Source organism: Pseudomonas sp. IT-93MI4, assembly GCF_949767635.1.
Classification (GTDB): domain Bacteria; phylum Pseudomonadota; class Gammaproteobacteria; order Pseudomonadales; family Pseudomonadaceae; genus Aquipseudomonas; species Aquipseudomonas putida_A.
The window spans coordinates 717016-732459 of record NZ_CATKPP010000011.1 but is presented as its reverse complement, the minus strand read 5'-3'; the positions used below and the strand labels follow the sequence as shown (position 1 = coordinate 732459).

The window sequence follows — 15444 nt, the reverse complement described above, 5'->3', positions numbered from 1 at the left end:
GAGTGAGAGTGAACTTATGAGCTTGAATCCTAGAGACGTCGTGATTGTCGACTTCGGTCGTACTCCGATGGGCCGCTCCAAGGGCGGCATGCACCGCAACACCCGCGCCGAAGACATGTCGGCGCACCTGATCAGCAAACTGCTGGAACGCAACGCCAAGGTCGATCCTGCTGAAGTCGAGGACGTGATCTGGGGCTGTGTGAACCAGACCCTGGAGCAGGGCTGGAACATCGCGCGCATGGCGTCGCTGATGACCCAGATTCCGCACACCTCGGCCGGCCAGACCGTCAGCCGTCTGTGCGGCTCGTCGATGAGCGCCCTGCACACTGCAGCGCAAGCGATCATGACCGGCAACGGTGACGTATTCGTGGTTGGCGGCGTCGAGCATATGGGCCACGTGAGCATGATGCACGGTGTCGATCCGAACCCGCACATGTCGCTGTACGCGGCGAAAGCCTCGGGCATGATGGGCCTCACCGCTGAAATGCTCGGCAAGATGCACGGCATCACTCGTGAGCAGCAGGATGCCTTTGGCGTGCGCTCCCACCAGCTCGCCCATAAAGCGACGGTGGAAGGCAAGTTCAAAGACGAAATCATCCCGATGCAGGGCTACGACGAAAACGGCTTCCTGAAGCTGTTCGACTACGACGAAACCATTCGTCCGGAAACCACCCTGGAAAGTCTGGCGGCCCTCAAACCTGCCTTCAATCCAAAAGGCGGCACCGTGACAGCCGGTACTTCGTCGCAGATCACCGATGGTGCTTCGTGCATGATCGTGATGTCGGCGCAGCGTGCACAGGATCTGGGGATCCAGCCGATGGCGGTGATCCGTTCGATGGCAGTGGCGGGTGTGGATCCGGCGATCATGGGCTATGGTCCAGTGCCGGCGACACAAAAAGCCCTGAAGCGTGCGGGCCTTGGCATCAACGATATCGACTTCTTCGAGCTCAACGAAGCTTTCGCTGCACAGGCCCTGCCAGTGCTGAAAGATCTGAAAGTGCTCGACAAGATGAACGAGAAGGTTAACCTGCACGGCGGCGCGATCGCCCTGGGTCACCCGTTCGGTTGCTCCGGTGCGCGTATTTCCGGCACCTTGCTGAACGTGATGAAGCAGAATGGCGGCACCTTCGGGGTGGCCACCATGTGCATTGGTCTCGGCCAAGGCATCTCCACCGTCTTCGAACGCGTTTAAGCGTCTCGTCGATGGAAGCCGGGGCCAAGTGCCCCGGTTTTTGTTTTTTGCGGATTTATTTTTGTATTTATTTTGAAAAAATTTGAGTGAGGGCCAAAACATGCCGATACAACCTGGGCTCTACCAACATTACAAAGGTCCGCAGTACCGCGTATTCAGTGTGGCGCGGCATTCCGAGACCGAAGAGGAAGTGGTGTTTTACCAAGCCCTGTATGGCGATTACGGCTTTTGGGTGCGCCCTTTGAGCATGTTCGTCGAGTCGGTCGAGGTTGACGGCGAGCTGGTGCCACGCTTTGCTTTGGTGCACGCCGAACCGAGCCTTTTTTCCAAGGCATAAGGCGAGTGCGCACAGAACCCTGTGCTTGACCTCACCTTGTAGCCACTATATATAGCGGTGCCGCGTCAGGCGCCAACCGCCTTTCACTTCTAGAATTCAGGAATTTTCTGATCCATGGGCAAATCGCTGGTCATTGTGGAATCCCCGGCTAAGGCCAAGACCATCAACAAGTATCTGGGCAACCAATACGTGGTGAAGTCGAGTATCGGCCATATCCGAGACCTGCCCACCAGCGGTTCGGCTAGCGCCAGCAAAGAGCCAGCCGCCAAGCGCGGCAAGGCTGCCGCGGGCGAGGGGCCGGTGCTCACGCCGAAAGAGAAAGCGCGCAAGCAACTGGTCTCGCGCATGGGGGTCGATCCCGATCATGGCTGGAAAGCCCAGTACGAGATCCTCCCGGGTAAAGAGAAGGTCATCGAAGAGCTGCGCCGGCTCGCCAAGGATGCTGACACCATCTATCTCGCAACCGACTTGGATCGCGAGGGGGAAGCCATTGCGTGGCACCTGCGCGAAGCCATCGGTGGTGACGACAGCCGCTACAAGCGCGTGGTGTTCAACGAAATCACCAAGAAGGCGATTCAGGAAGCCTTCTCCGAGCCGGGCGAGCTGGACATTGATCGTGTAAATGCCCAGCAGGCGCGTCGTTTCCTCGACCGCGTTGTGGGTTACATGGTCTCGCCGCTGCTGTGGGCCAAGATCGCCCGTGGCCTGTCGGCCGGTCGCGTGCAATCGGTTGCCGTGAAGCTGGTGGTGGAGCGTGAGCGCGAGATTCGTGCGTTCAACCCGGAAGAGTACTGGGAAGTGCACGCCGACCTCGGCACCGCCAAGGGTTCGACCGTACGTTTCGAAGTGGCGCGCGAGAAGGGTGAAGCCTTCAAACCGCTGAACGAAGCTCAGGCCACAGCCGCGCTGGAGAAGCTCAAGTCCTCCAGCTACAGCATCGTCAAGCGCGAAGACAAACCGACCAGCAGCAAGCCGTCGGCGCCGTTCATCACGTCCACCCTGCAGCAGGCCGCGAGCAACCGCCTGGGCTTCGGCGTGAAGAAAACCATGATGATGGCCCAGCGTCTGTACGAAGCCGGCTACATCACTTATATGCGTACCGACTCGACCAACCTCTCGGTCGATGCCGTGGCGATGGCGCGTACCTATATCGAGGACGAGTTCGGCAAGAAGTACCTGCCGGAAACGCCGAACGTCTACAGCAGCAAGGAAGGCGCACAAGAGGCTCACGAAGCGATTCGTCCTTCCGATGCCAACACCACGCCAAGCAAGCTTGCAGGCATGGAGCGTGATGCTGAGCGCCTCTACGAGTTGATCTGGCGCCAGTTCCTCGCTTGCCAGATGCTGCCGGCGCAATATCTGTCGACCACCGTCAGCGTTGCCGCTGGCGACTTCGAGCTGCGTGCCAAAGGCCGCATCCTCAAGTTCGACGGTTACACCCGCGTTCTGCCGCAAATCACCAAGCCTGGCGATGACGATGTTCTGCCGGACATGGCGCAGGGCGATGCGATGAAGCTGATCAAGCTCGATCCGTCGCAGCATTTCACCAAGCCGCCGGCCCGTTACTCGGAAGCCAGCCTGGTCAAGGAAATGGAAAAACGCGGCATCGGTCGTCCTTCGACTTACGCAGCGATCATTTCGACCATTCAGGATCGCGGCTACGTGACCCTGCACAACCGTCGTTTCTACTCGGAAAAGATGGGCGATATCGTCACCGAGCGTCTGTCGGAGAGCTTCTCGAACCTCATGGACTACGGCTTCACCGCCGGCATGGAAGAGAACCTCGATGATGTGGCTCAGGGCGAGCGCGACTGGAAAAACGTGCTGGACGAGTTCTACGGCGACTTCAAGAAGAAGCTCGAAGTGGCCGAGAACCCGGAAAGCGGCATGCGTGCCAACCAGCCGGTCATGACTGACATTCCGTGCACCACGTGCGGTCGTCCGATGCAGATCCGTACGGCATCGACCGGCGTGTTCCTCGGTTGCTCGGGCTACAGCCTGCCGCCAAAAGAGCGCTGCAAGGCCACCGTCAACCTGGTGCCGGGCGACGAGATCGCTGCGGACGACGAGGGCGAGTCGGAGTCGCTGGTGCTGCGCGGCAAGCATCGCTGCCCGATCTGCAGCACCGCGATGGATGCCTACCTGCTCGACGAGAAGCGCAAACTGCACATCTGCGGTAACAACCCGGATTGTGCTGGCTATGAAATCGAAGAGGGCAACTACCGCATCAAGGGCTATGAAGGTCCGAGCCTGGAGTGCGACAAGTGCGGCAGCGAGATGCAGCTCAAGACTGGCCGTTTCGGTAAGTTCTTCGGTTGCACCAACCCGACCTGCAAGAACACCCGCAAACTGCTCAAGAGCGGTGACGCGGCGCCGCCGAAGATGGATCCGGTGAAGATGCCTGAGCTGAAATGCGAGAAGGTCAACGACACCTACATTCTGCGCGACGGTGCTTCCGGTCTGTTCCTGGCGGCCAGCCAGTTCCCGAAAAACCGCGAGACTCGTGCTCCGCTGGTGATCGAGATTCTGCCGCACAAGGATGAGATCGATCCGAAGTACCACTTCCTCTGCGAAGCACCGCAGAAGGATCCTGATGGTCTGCCGGCAGTAATCCGTTACAGCCGCAAGACCAAGGAGCAATATGTGCAGACCGAGGTCGACGGCAAGCCTACCGGCTGGAAAGCGTTCTACGACGGTGGCAAGTGGACTGTTGAAGACAAGCGCACGAAAGCCAAGGCTGAGTAAGCGTTAGCCTGATCCACAAAAGGCCGCATGATGACTCTCGGGTTTTCATGCGGCCTTTTTGTTTTGTGCTTGCGGTCGGATCCGCTGATCCACGACACTGTCGGGTCTGTGTGACGCAATTATTTCGCTGTGGAGACTGCCGGCATGGCGCACGAACTCTATACCCGCACCAATCAGAAGATCTATTTCGCCGGCCTGTCGCTGGAGGCTCTGGCTCGCGCCGAAGAGGGGCGGGCGATGAATTCGTTGGCGCTGATTCAGGCTGGCCGCGAATCAGCATTGTTTCACCTCTATGGCGCGCTTCTGGGACTGTGTCACGAGATCGCCGGTTTTTATCGTCTGCCTCAGGCCAATGCATCGCGAGCAGAAGCGTTGCTGACTCGCGAAGTCCTGGAATCGATTGCGATCCCGGAACTGGCCGAGATGGTTGAGCTGGCTGGTAACCCTGAAACCTGGCTGGCGAAATTGCTGGCGGCGCACTCGGCGTTGTTCCAGCCGCCACGGGTGCCACACAAGCCCAAGGGCGATGTGACACAGCCATTGATTCAGGCCATTAATCTCGATGAAGAAGAGGCGCCGCAGGAGTTGAGTCGGGAAGAGCTGGAGAGCTGGCGGCAGAATCTCAAGGGCCTGGCAATCCGCTTTCGCGAAGGCTTGAACGAATGCTGAGGACAATTGACACGGTGGCAATCTGAAACATGCTGCTGGTCAAGATCCCGAGCGAAGCCCGAATGATGTCTATATAATCCCTGCCTTTCGTGGAGAACAGACCTATATGCCAACGTCCTTTCTAGAAATTGTCGAGTTACCAGACGGCCGAATCGAACTGCGCAGGGCTGAGGACGAGGGTTCTCTGGTGACGCTGGATTTCTCCGAGGATGCCAAAGCATTCCTGCAAGGCCAGCATGTGGAAATCGCGAAAGCGATGTTGAGCGTCGGCGTACAGATGGCCGGCCGTATGGTCGAAGGCGAATTTGATAAGGAAGAAGGGCCGCGGGTTCTTCACTGAGATCCGCCTGTCGGCGCTTGCCGCTGCAACATCAGATCGGCTTCTCTGTCCCTGGAGAAGCCCTGCGCTTCACACAGCGCGCGTTACAAGTGAATCAACCCAATCGAATGTTCAGGCTCTGAGCGTCGCCCGTGCGGGCTGCGCTGATCAGTTGTTGCCGTGAACTTGTGTTCAGCGGATTGAGCCAGGTTACCACCGTATGGCTACGACCCAGGCGCAGTGCTTCGCAGGCCAGTTGCTGAGCGCTTTGCGCACCACGAGGTTGCAGTAGCAGAATGCGTTCACGGTTCAGGCCGGCCTCTCGCAGCCAGATCTGGGTCAGGCTGGCTGGAGGGGCGATCAGCGTCAGCCAGCGTGCATCCTGATCCTCGCTCAGTTCGCGAAGGATCGGGGCCAGCAGGTTCAGGCAGTTCCCGGTCGCACCGCGCAGTGACAGCTCACTGAATACTTCCGGTTCGGCAATCCATGGGCGCTCGACCACATCTTTCAGGATCGGTGCCATCGGTTGTGCCAGAAACGCTTCGAATAGAGGCAGTTGTGTTTGCTGGGGTGTGTGTGGGAACTGCATAAAGCCTCCTTTAGCGGCGGATTACGCCGACACTCAAGCCTTCGATCACCAGTTCCTGATCTTTCAGGTCGACTTCGATAGGGGCGAACTCAGGGTTTTCGGCAATCAACCAGACTTTGCTGCCTTCGCGCTTGAAGCGCTTGACCGTCACTTCATCGCCGATCCGTGCAACCACCACCTGGCCATTGCGTGCTTCGCGGGTGGTGTGAACCGCCAGCAGGTCACCGTCGAAAATGCCGATGTCCTTCATGCTCATGCCGTGTACGCGCAACAGGTAATCGGCCCGTGGGTGAAAGAACGCAGGATTGATGTTGCAGGACTCTTCGATGTGCTGCTGGGCGAGGATCGGTGCGCCGGCAGCGACCCGGCCAATGATCGGCAGGGTAGAGTCGTCAGCCTTGGCTTCGAAACCGGGGATGCGAATACCGCGGGAGGCGCCCGGGGTCATTTCGATTGCACCTTTGCGGGCGAGGGCCTTGAGGTGTTCTTCCGCCGCGTTGGGTGACTTGAAACCCAGTTCCTGAGCGATTTCCGCGCGGGTTGGCGGGTAGCCGTTGTCTTCGAGGCAGCGTTTGATAAAGGCCAGAATCTCGGCTTGGCGTGGCGTCAGCTTTAGCATATTGATCGCTCTGTCTTTTTATACAGTGACTGGGATTATATACAGTGAAGCGGTCTTGGCAATGCCCGTTTTTTTGCAGCCCGCCGGACGGTCGGTTGCCGTGCTTATTAATGCGCCGGTCGAGTGTGGTTAAATAGCTGACCGACCATTCCCAAAACGAACTGGCAGGCTTGACAAGGCACAGGCTGAAACGTATGTTTCAAACAAGTGTTTGTCAGGCGGAGTAGCCATGGCCCAGTCGGAAACCGTTGAACGCATTCTTGATGCTGCCGAGCAGTTGTTCGCGGAGAAAGGTTTCGCTGAAACCTCATTGCGTTTGATCACCAGCAAGGCCGGGGTAAACCTGGCGGCGGTGAATTATCATTTCGGCTCCAAGAAAGCGCTGATCCAGGCGGTTTTCTCGCGCTTCCTCGGGCCGTTCTGCATCAGCCTCGATAAAGAGCTGGAGCGTCGCCAGGCCAAGCCTGAAAACAAGCCGACCCTTGAAGAGTTGCTGGAAATCCTCGTCGAGCAAGCGCTCGTGGTGCAGCCACGCAGCGGTAACGACCTGTCGATCTTCATGCGTTTGCTCGGTTTGGCGTTCAGCCAGAGCCAGGGTCACCTGCGTCGTTATCTGGAAGACATGTACGGTAAGGTGTTCCGCCGCTACATGCTGTTGGTCAACGAAGCGGCTCCGCGCATCCCGCCAATCGAGCTGTTCTGGCGCGTGCACTTCATGCTCGGCGCTGCGGCGTTCAGCATGTCCGGGATCAAGGCCTTGCGCGCGATTGCCGAGACCGATTTCGGCGTCAACACCTCGATCGAACAGGTGATGCGTCTGATGGTGCCGTTCCTTGCCGCCGGCATGCGTGCCGAAACCGGTGTCACCGACCCGGCGATGGCGACTGCGCAGCTTCGCCCGCGCAGCAAATCGACTCCGGTGGCCGCCAAGGTTTAACCGCACACGGGTGGGCGCGGCTGCTTGTATCCGCTAAGCTAGCCGCCCATGCCGACTTTCGTTCTGAACCCGATCTCCATAGAAATTATTGGCCTGCCGAGCACTGCTCACGGTAGCGATTTCTGGCGGATCGGGTTTTTCGTTTTCAAGGAATCTCTATGACTGCTGGCCTGCAAGGCTCGTTGATGGTGGACGTCGCCGGTACCTGGCTGACGGCCGAAGATCGCCAATTGTTGCGCCAGCCCGAAGTGGGCGGCCTGATCATTTTCGCGCGCAACATCGAGCACCCGCGCCAAGTGCGCGAGCTGAGTGCTGCGATCCGCGCCATTCGCCCGGATCTGCTGCTGGCGGTCGACCAGGAGGGCGGCCGGGTGCAGCGTCTGCGTCAGGACTTCGTGCGCCTGCCCGCGATGCGTGCCATCGCCGACAACCCGAACGCCGAATACCTCGCCGAACAATGCGGCTGGGTCATGGCCACCGAAGTGTTGGCGGTCGGCCTCGACCTGAGTTTCGCCCCGGTGCTGGATCTGGATTACCAGCGCAGCGCCGTGGTCGGCACTCGTTCGTTCGAAGGGGATCCCGAGCGCGCAGCGTTGCTCGCCGGCGCCTTCATCCGCGGCATGAACAGCGCGGGCATGGCCGCTACCGGCAAGCATTTCCCCGGTCACGGTTGGGCCGAAGCCGACTCCCACGTCGCGATCCCGAATGACGAGCGCAGTCTCGACGAGATCCGCGCCAACGACCTCGTACCGTTCGCCAGACTCAGCAAGCAACTCGCTGCGGTCATGCCGGCGCACGTCATCTATCCGCAAGTCGATTCGCAGCCGGCCGGGTTCTCCCGTCGCTGGTTGCAGGACATCCTGCGCGGCGAGTTGCAGTTTGACGGCGTGATCTTCAGCGACGACCTTTCGATGGCCGGCGCCCACGTGGTCGGCGACGCTGCCAGCCGGATCGAAGCCGCGTTGACTGCCGGTTGCGACATGGGCCTGGTGTGCAATGACCGCGCTGCGGCCGAACTGGCCCTGAGTGCTGCGCAACGGATGAAGGTCAAGCCGTCCGCACGCATTGCGCGGATGCGCGGGCAGGCGTTCGCCAGCACCGACTACCGTCAGGATCCGCGCTGGCTCACCGCCATCGGCGCGCTCAAAGACGCTCAACTGATCGATTAAGGATTTTTGCTATGACGGTTTACGCAATCATCGGTGGCACCGGCCTGACCCAGCTCGAAGGCCTGAGCATTCGTCAGTCGTTGGCGGTGGATACGCCTTACGGTTCGCCGTCGGCTGAAGTGCAGATCGGCGAATATGCCGGCAAGGAAGTGCTGTTCCTCGCCCGTCACGGCCATCCCCATCGTTTCCCGCCGCACAAGGTCAACTACCGCGCCAACCTGTGGGCGCTGAAGCAGGCCGGCGCCGAGGCGATCATCGCGGTCAACGCGGTGGGCGGGATCCATCCGGCCATGGGTACCGGGCATTTCTGTGTGCCGCACCAGATCGTCGATTACACCAGCGGTCGCGAACACACGTTTTTCGCCGATGATCTGGAGCACGTCACCCATATCGATTTCAGCTTCCCTTACAGTGAGCCGCTGCGTCAGCAATTGATCGTCGCGCTGGCTGCCGAAGGTTGCGAATACAGCGATCAGGGCGTGTATGCCTGCACCCAGGGCCCGCGTCTGGAAACTGTGGCCGAGATCGTGCGTCTGGAGCTCGATGGCTGCGACATCGTCGGCATGACCGGCATGCCGGAAGCGGCATTGGCTCGTGAGCTGGATCTGGATTACGCCTGCCTGTCGCTGGTGGTGAATCCGGCGGCGGGCAAGACCACGGCGGTGATCACCATGGCCGAGATCGAGCAGGCGCTGCATGACGGGATGGGCAAGGTGAAATCGACGTTGGCGCGGGTGTTGGCCAGCTAAGGACTGTCCATGAGCAGTTTCATCGAGCGGCTTAAAGGGCTGGCATGGACTCACGCATTCAGTAGCAAGGCGTTGGCCAAGGCCCGCGCTTATGCTGCCGATGATCGGGTAGAGATCATCGAGATCGATGACAGGAAAATCGAGGCGTTCTGCGTCGGTTCGGAAACTCAGGCGTATGAACAAAGCATCTACCTGTCCGATGATCGCCTGGGATCGGTTAATTTGCGTTGCTTATGCACCTGCCCCGTCGCGATTGATTGCAAGCACTGCGCGGCGGTGCTCTATCACCTGCAGGGCATTGACGACGATACGTCCGAAAGTGACGCACAGATCCCCTTGGGTCGGGCGCTGGAGCATTGGCTTTCGACAGTCCCCGTCCCGGCCAGGCCCGTCGACGAAGGGGCGCAAACCGCGGGCACGCGCCTGTTTTACAAACTCAAACCCACGTCTGCGAACGGCAAGTGGCTGCTGGATATTTTCAAGGTCTATCAGCTCAAGAGCGGCGAGTTACGCGAAGTAAAACCGATGTATTCGCTGTCGGACATGCTCATGCGTCAGCCCGGTTATCTGTCCGACCTGGATCTGCGCGTTGCCAGGCTGTTGGTCGCCATGCATTCCCATCACGCCTATTACAGCGGCTATCCGCTGGAAGGCAGCAGTGGCGCGGAACTGCTGGAAATGCTCCTGCGCACCTCCCGCCTGTTCCTCGACTTCGAAAACTTGCAGCCACTGACGCCGGGCGCGAAACGCATGGGTCTGTTCTCTTGGGCCGAGCAGGCCGACGGTGGGTTCCGCGCCCAGTGGAGCAGTGCCGAGGCTGCGCAGGAAACCGTGCTGGCGCTGGAGCCGCTTTATTACATCGATCGTGAGCAGCGACAGGTTGGCCCTCTGTTCAGTGAGTTGGAAGAAAAACTGGCCTGCCATTTGACCCTCGCCCCAGACATCCCGGCGCGTCAGGCGATGCAGTTCAGCCATCGCATGAGCGCGATGACCAAAATCCCGCCGCCGCACAAGCTCACCGAACGAATCATCGATGACGTGCTTCCGCAACCGCAATTGACCTTGGTCAGCGGCCGGGAGCGTTCGCGCTGGGAATACGTTCTGGAGCACCGCGCCGCTCTGGTGTTTACCTACAACGGTCATCCGGCGGTGGATCGTAATCCGGAAGTGATGATCCTCAATGGCACTGAAACCCAGCGCATTCGACGCCAGCCTGCGATGGAAAAGAAGCTGCGCCAGAGCCTGCAAAAGCACGGCTTCAAAAAAGCCACGCGCAAGAGCGCTATGGATCGTCTCGGCGAGATGTTCACCTTGCCGGATGATTCCGCCTGGCTCGGATTCATGCATGAAGGGCTTGCCACACTGCGCGCCGCGGACTGGGAAATCGAAATCAGTCCCGGCTTCCATTTCGATGTGCAGCCGGTCGAACACTGGTACGCGGAGGTCGAAGAAGAGGCCGGGCATCAATGGTTTGATCTGCAACTGGGCATCGTCGTCAATGGCGAGCGCTACAGCTTGTTGCCGATCCTTCTGCATCTGTTGCGCACCCAGCCACGTTTGCTCGACCCGGTGAATCTGGCGCAACGCAGCGACGACGAAAAACTCCTGATCGAACTCAAGCCCAGCGGTTTTGGCGACCCGGCAGGCGCCAAGGTGGCGTTGCCGCTGAGTCGGGTCAAACCGCTGATGGCGACGCTGGGCGAGCTGTACCTGGGCGGACATCAGGGCGATGCGCTGCGCTTGACTGTTCCAGACGCCGCGCGCCTGAGTATGCTCGATGGCATGCCACTGGAATGGCAGGGCGGCGAACGCCTGCGCACTTTTGCCAAGCGGCTGCACAATTCCAGTCACACCCATATTGCTGCGCCGGCCGGCCTTAATGCGCAACTGCGCCCATATCAGCTCGAAGGCCTTGGCTGGATGCAGACTCTGCGGGAGCTGGAGGTCGGCGGCATTCTTGGCGATGACATGGGCTTGGGCAAAACCCTGCAGACCCTGGCGCATCTGCTCACGGAAAAGCACGCTGGTCGCCTCGATTGCCCGGCACTGGCGGTGATGCCGACCAGCCTGATTCCCAACTGGCTCGACGAGGCCCAGCGCTTCACGCCTCAGTTGAAGGTCCTGGCGCTGCATGGGGCCGGGCGGCAAAAAGACTTCGCCAATCTCGCCGAATACGACTTGGTGCTGACCACTTACGCCTTGCTGCCCAGGGATCTTGAAACGTTGCGGCCGCAGTCGTGGAGCGTGCTGATTCTCGACGAAGCGCAGAACATCAAGAACCCGCTGAGCAAAGCGGCGCAGGCCGCACGTGACTTGCAGGCCCGTCAGCGCTTGTGTCTGAGCGGCACGCCACTGGAAAACCATCTCGGCGAGCTGTGGTCGCAGTTTCATTTCCTCATGCCTGGCTGGCTGGGCGACAGCAAATCCTTCAACCGCGATTACCGCACACCGATCGAGAAGCATGGCAATGTCCAGCGCATGCAGCACCTGACGGCGCGCATCAAGCCGTTTCTGCTGCGTCGCAAGAAAGATCAGGTCGCCACTGAGCTGCCGCCGAAAACCGAAATCATCCATTGGGTTGAACTCAGCGACGGCCAGCGCGACGTCTATGAAACGGTGCGCGTGGCGATGGACAAAAAAGTGCGCGATGAAATTGCCCGCAGTGGTGTGGCGCGCAGTCAAATCATCATTCTTGATGCCTTGCTCAAGCTGCGTCAGGTCTGCTGCGATCTGCGCTTGATCAACATGCCTCTCACGGCGAAGGCATTGCGCTCGGGCAGCGGCAAGCTGATCAGCCTGATGGAGATGCTCGAAGAGTTGCTCGGCGAAGGTCGGCGCATCCTGCTGTTCTCCCAGTTCACCTCGATGCTGGCGCTGATCGAGCAGGAGTTGCAGCAGCGCGCTATCGGTTATTCGTTGCTGACTGGCGACACCACCGACCGGCGCACGCCAGTCAAGAATTTCCAGGGCGGCAAGGTGCCGTTGTTCCTCATCAGCCTCAAGGCTGGCGGTACCGGTCTGAACCTGACGGCTGCGGACACGGTGATCCACTTCGACCCGTGGTGGAACCCGGCAGTGGAGAATCAGGCAACTGATCGCGCTTATCGTATCGGGCAGAACAATCCGGTGTTTGTTTACAAGTTGATTGCCAAAGGTACCGTGGAGGAAAAAATCCAGGCGCTGCAGCAGGAGAAGGCTGCGCTGGCCGGGGCGGTGCTTGAAGGTGGTACGACGGGTGGATTCAAACTGGAACAGAGTGATATCGAAGCGCTGTTTGCGCCGTTGCCCGCTTCCAGGCAGTAAGCTTCAGTTTGAACCTTCAACTGAGGTGATCCGTTCGCGAGCAGGCTCGCTCCCACAAGGGGAAATGCGATCCAACTGCGGGAGCGGGCTTGCTCGCGAAAGCTATCTAGCAAACACTGCACATCTCAACGCTTGTCGAACTTGTCCGGTAATGGCGCAAACAGCGCCTCGATATCATCGCTCTGCAGTTTCCAGTCCCCGGCCTTGCGCCCATCCAGCACGCCCGCTGCCAGATCAGACTTTTCCTTCTGCAGGTGCTGAATCTTCTCTTCCACTGTGCCCCGGGCAATCATCTTGTAGACGAACACCGGTTTCTCCTGGCCGATTCGATAGGCGCGGTCGGTTGCCTGGTTCTCGGTCGCCGGGTTCCACCACGGATCGTAATGGATCACCGTGTCCGCTTCGGTCAGGTTCAGGCCGACGCCGCCGGCCTTCAGGCTGATCAGAAAAATCTGACGCTTGCCGCTCTGGAATTCCTTCACCGGCGTGCGCCGATCGCGGGTCTGGCCGGTCAGCAAGGCGTAGGCCACGTTGCGTTTTTTCAGTTCGTCTTCGATCAGTGAAAGCATCGAGGTGAACTGCGAGAACAACAGAATCCGCCGACCTTCTTCGAACAGCTCTTCGAGCATTTCCATCAGGCTGTCGAGTTTGCCCGAGCTGCTGCCACGGGCGGGCAGGGTGGCGTCGTTGACCAGGCGCAGATCGCAGCAGACCTGACGCAGCTTGAGCAGGGCTTCAAGAATGATGATCTGGCTGCGCGCCACGCCTTTGCGAGTGATCTCGTCGCGGACTTTCTTGTCCATCGCCAGGCGCATGGTTTCGTACACGTCGCGCTGCGCCTCATTGAGATCGACCCAGTGGATGATCTCGGTTTTGGGCGGCAGTTCGGTGGCCACCTGTTCCTTGGTGCGGCGCAGCAGAAACGGTTTTATCCGCCCATTGAGGTGCTGCAGCCTGACTTCGCTGGCGCGCTTTTCGATCGGCACGCGGTAGTCGGCATTGAAGCTTTTGACATCGCCCAACCAGCCCGGCAGCAAAAAGTGGAACAACGACCACAACTCGCCGAGGTGGTTTTCCAGCGGTGTGCCACTCAGGCACAGGCGCTGGCGCGCGTTGAGTTCGCGAGCGGCCTGCGCGGCCTTGCTGTTAGGGTTCTTGATGTACTGCGCTTCGTCGAGCACCAGAACGTGCAGCGGCTGTTGTGCCAGCCGTTCGACGTCCTTGGGCAGCAGTGCATAGGTGGTCAGGATCAGGTCGAAGTCGGCCAGATGCTCGAAATGCTTTTTGCGGCCGGCACCGTACAGCGCGACCACTTTCAGTTGCGGCGTGAAGTGCGCGGCTTCGTCGAGCCAGTTCGGGATCAGGCTGGTGGGCATCACCACCATGCACGGTCGATCCAGACGCCCGGCGTTTTTCTCACTGAGAATATGCGCCAGGGTCTGTAAGGTTTTACCCAGACCCATGTCGTCCGCCAGAATCCCGCCGACCTCAAGCTGACGCAGGGACTGCATCCAGCTCAAGCCTTCGAGTTGATAGGGACGCAGCGTCGCGTTCAAGCCTTCCGGCGCTTGTGCACTGTAGTCGCGGATGTCGCGCAGGCGTTGGGCGAAACTTCGAATCTGTTCGCCACCCTCCCACAGCAGGGGAATGCCTTCCAGCGAGTTGAGCCGTGTGGCGTCGGCCTTGCTCAGGCGCAGGGTGGTTTCGCCCGGCTCCTGCAAGTAGAACTCGCCCAGCGTTGCCAGTACCGGTTTTAGTCGGCCAAGGGGCAGCGCCACTTGCAGCGGCCCGTGCTGACTGTTGCGTTGCGGCACATTGACCAGAATCAGCTCGTCATCGCGGCGCCGCGCCAGGCGTTCCGGGTTGAGGATTTCCGTGTGCGAGCGCATCAGGTTGAGCAGGATCGGCAGCAGGCTCAGGCGTTCACCATTGACGATGATCCCCAATTCCAGATCGAACCAGTCGCGCTCCGGCGCCTGTTCGACGGTGGCGTACCAGTCGTCGACGGCGGTCAGGTCGAAACCGAATTCCTCGTCGATCTGCAATTCCCAACCTTGGGTGCGCAGCTTCGGCAGTTCGTTGAGGGTAAACGTCAGCCAGGCGCTGTCGTTGACCATCTCGTACAGCTCGCCTGCGCTTTCCGGCAGCGCTTTGCTCTGGCGCGTGGCGATACGGAAGCCGAGGATTCTTAACTGTTCGCGGTAGGACTGCTCCACTTCCGGATGGCGTTTTATCCGCAGGGTCTGGGTTTCCTGACGAATCAGAATGTCGCTGTTTTTCTGTCCGCTGACGTATTCATCCAGATAGCTGAACGACAGCGCCGCCCGATGCTGAATATAGCGCTGCATCTTGCCGTTGCGCGGCTCGAACGCGCTGAACTCAACGCTGGCCAGCCACAGGCGCGGCAGCGGTTGCACGTTGTCCACCAGCACTTGCGGCGGCGCTTTGGGGTTACGGTTCTCCAATACGGCCTGGAGTTTTTCCAGCAGTTCGGCGTCTTTCGCTGCGGCAGGGTATTCGAGGGTTTCCTGCACTTGCAGGAGTACTGCGGCGCAGTGTTTGCAGTTATTGCGCACCGGGCAGGTGCAGGTGGCGTCAACCAGCAGCAGGGTGTCTTTGGCTGACTCGCGCAGGTGAATGGTCTGACGGTAGACATTACCGCCAGAGCCTTCGCAACTGGCGGTGATGGTCGCATCGCCGACCTGGGCGATGCGTACCCGGTTCTCCAGGGCGTAGCGGCGGCCACGCTCCAGGCTCTGTTCCTTGAATCGGCTGACCCAGGAGGGTGCCAACGGTTTACTCAGGGGCGGGGACAT

Annotated in this window: 12 protein-coding genes; 9 read left to right on the top strand and 3 right to left on the bottom strand. The window is 59.8% G+C overall.

The annotated features are described in order from the left end of the window. The first annotated feature begins 16 nt into the window (after positions 1-16). The 5 genes from fadA to ACM6I7_RS10615 all read left to right on the top strand — a co-directional run bounded on the left by fadA (position 17) and on the right by ACM6I7_RS10615 (position 5283). Entirely contained in the window at positions 17-1192 is a 1176-nt protein-coding gene (gene fadA / locus ACM6I7_RS10635; RefSeq protein ID WP_047600135.1) for an acetyl-CoA C-acyltransferase FadA, read from the top strand. A 100-nt stretch (positions 1193-1292) separates the two neighbouring features. Further along, a complete protein-coding gene (locus ACM6I7_RS10630; RefSeq protein ID WP_414888527.1) occupies positions 1293-1529 on the top strand; it encodes a DUF1653 domain-containing protein in 237 nt (78 codons plus the stop codon). 114 nt (positions 1530-1643) lie between these two features. After that, positions 1644-4274, top strand: a complete 2631-nt coding sequence (gene topA / locus ACM6I7_RS10625; protein ID WP_414888526.1) for a type I DNA topoisomerase — start codon at positions 1644-1646, stop codon at positions 4272-4274. A gap of 144 nt (positions 4275-4418) precedes the next feature. Further along, positions 4419-4943, top strand: coding sequence for a DUF6586 family protein (locus ACM6I7_RS10620; RefSeq protein WP_097088548.1), 525 nt, complete (start codon positions 4419-4421; stop codon positions 4941-4943). A gap of 106 nt (positions 4944-5049) precedes the next feature. Beyond that, complete coding sequence (locus ACM6I7_RS10615; protein WP_003226592.1) at positions 5050-5283, top strand: hypothetical protein; 234 nt, start codon at positions 5050-5052, stop codon at positions 5281-5283. A 94-nt stretch (positions 5284-5377) separates the two neighbouring features. Here ACM6I7_RS10615 and sulA read toward each other — a convergent pair whose 3' ends face one another. Further along, positions 5378-5851 (bottom strand): SOS-induced cell division inhibitor SulA, encoded by a 474-nt coding sequence (gene sulA, locus ACM6I7_RS10610; protein ID WP_097088550.1) that lies wholly within the window; start codon positions 5849-5851, stop codon positions 5378-5380. Between the two features lie 10 nt (positions 5852-5861). After that, positions 5862-6470 (bottom strand): transcriptional repressor LexA, encoded by a 609-nt coding sequence (lexA, locus tag ACM6I7_RS10605; RefSeq protein ID WP_003226590.1) that lies wholly within the window; start codon positions 6468-6470, stop codon positions 5862-5864. Between the two features lie 229 nt (positions 6471-6699). On the opposite strand from lexA, the gene ACM6I7_RS10600 reads away from it, so the two are divergent. From ACM6I7_RS10600 to ACM6I7_RS10585, 4 genes are all read left to right on the top strand, one after another. Next, positions 6700-7407 (top strand): TetR/AcrR family transcriptional regulator, encoded by a 708-nt coding sequence (locus tag ACM6I7_RS10600; protein ID WP_007961819.1) that lies wholly within the window; start codon positions 6700-6702, stop codon positions 7405-7407. A gap of 158 nt (positions 7408-7565) precedes the next feature. Beyond that, positions 7566-8576, top strand: coding sequence for a beta-N-acetylhexosaminidase (nagZ, locus tag ACM6I7_RS10595; protein WP_414888525.1), 1011 nt, complete (start codon positions 7566-7568; stop codon positions 8574-8576). Positions 8577-8587: 11 nt separating this feature from the next. Then, positions 8588-9325: an S-methyl-5'-thioinosine phosphorylase gene (locus ACM6I7_RS10590; protein WP_414888524.1), complete on the top strand. Its 738-nt coding sequence runs from the start codon at positions 8588-8590 to the stop codon at positions 9323-9325. Between the two features lie 9 nt (positions 9326-9334). Then, the gene (locus ACM6I7_RS10585; RefSeq protein ID WP_414888523.1) at positions 9335-12628 is read left to right on the top strand and encodes an SNF2-related protein; all 3294 of its coding nucleotides are present in this window, start codon (positions 9335-9337) and stop codon (positions 12626-12628) included. Positions 12629-12753: 125 nt separating this feature from the next. On the opposite strand, the gene ACM6I7_RS10580 is transcribed toward ACM6I7_RS10585, so the two are convergent. Then, positions 12754-15444 carry a DEAD/DEAH box helicase gene (locus ACM6I7_RS10580; RefSeq protein WP_414888522.1) on the bottom strand — a complete coding sequence of 897 codons (2691 nt, stop codon included), beginning with the start codon at positions 15442-15444 and terminating at the stop codon, positions 12754-12756.

Excerpts from the sequence above, each read along its gene's own strand:
- ACM6I7_RS10600 (WP_007961819.1), top strand. The coding sequence starts at position 6,700 with ATGGCCCAGTCGGAAACCGTTGAACGCATTCTTGATGCTGCCGAGCAG.
- sulA (WP_097088550.1), bottom strand. The coding sequence starts at position 5,851 with ATGCAGTTCCCACACACACCCCAGCAAACACAACTGCCTCTATTCGAA.
- nagZ (WP_414888525.1), top strand. The coding sequence starts at position 7,566 with ATGACTGCTGGCCTGCAAGGCTCGTTGATGGTGGACGTCGCCGGTACC.
- ACM6I7_RS10580 (WP_414888522.1), bottom strand. The coding sequence starts at position 15,444 with ATGTCCCCGCCCCTGAGTAAACCGTTGGCACCCTCCTGGGTCAGCCGA.
- lexA (WP_003226590.1), bottom strand. The coding sequence starts at position 6,470 with ATGCTAAAGCTGACGCCACGCCAAGCCGAGATTCTGGCCTTTATCAAA.
- ACM6I7_RS10630 (WP_414888527.1), top strand. The coding sequence starts at position 1,293 with ATGCCGATACAACCTGGGCTCTACCAACATTACAAAGGTCCGCAGTAC.
- ACM6I7_RS10585 (WP_414888523.1), top strand. The coding sequence starts at position 9,335 with ATGAGCAGTTTCATCGAGCGGCTTAAAGGGCTGGCATGGACTCACGCA.
- ACM6I7_RS10620 (WP_097088548.1), top strand. The coding sequence starts at position 4,419 with ATGGCGCACGAACTCTATACCCGCACCAATCAGAAGATCTATTTCGCC.
- ACM6I7_RS10615 (WP_003226592.1), top strand. The coding sequence starts at position 5,050 with ATGCCAACGTCCTTTCTAGAAATTGTCGAGTTACCAGACGGCCGAATC.
- topA (WP_414888526.1), top strand. The coding sequence starts at position 1,644 with ATGGGCAAATCGCTGGTCATTGTGGAATCCCCGGCTAAGGCCAAGACC.
- fadA (WP_047600135.1), top strand. The coding sequence starts at position 17 with ATGAGCTTGAATCCTAGAGACGTCGTGATTGTCGACTTCGGTCGTACT.
- ACM6I7_RS10590 (WP_414888524.1), top strand. The coding sequence starts at position 8,588 with ATGACGGTTTACGCAATCATCGGTGGCACCGGCCTGACCCAGCTCGAA.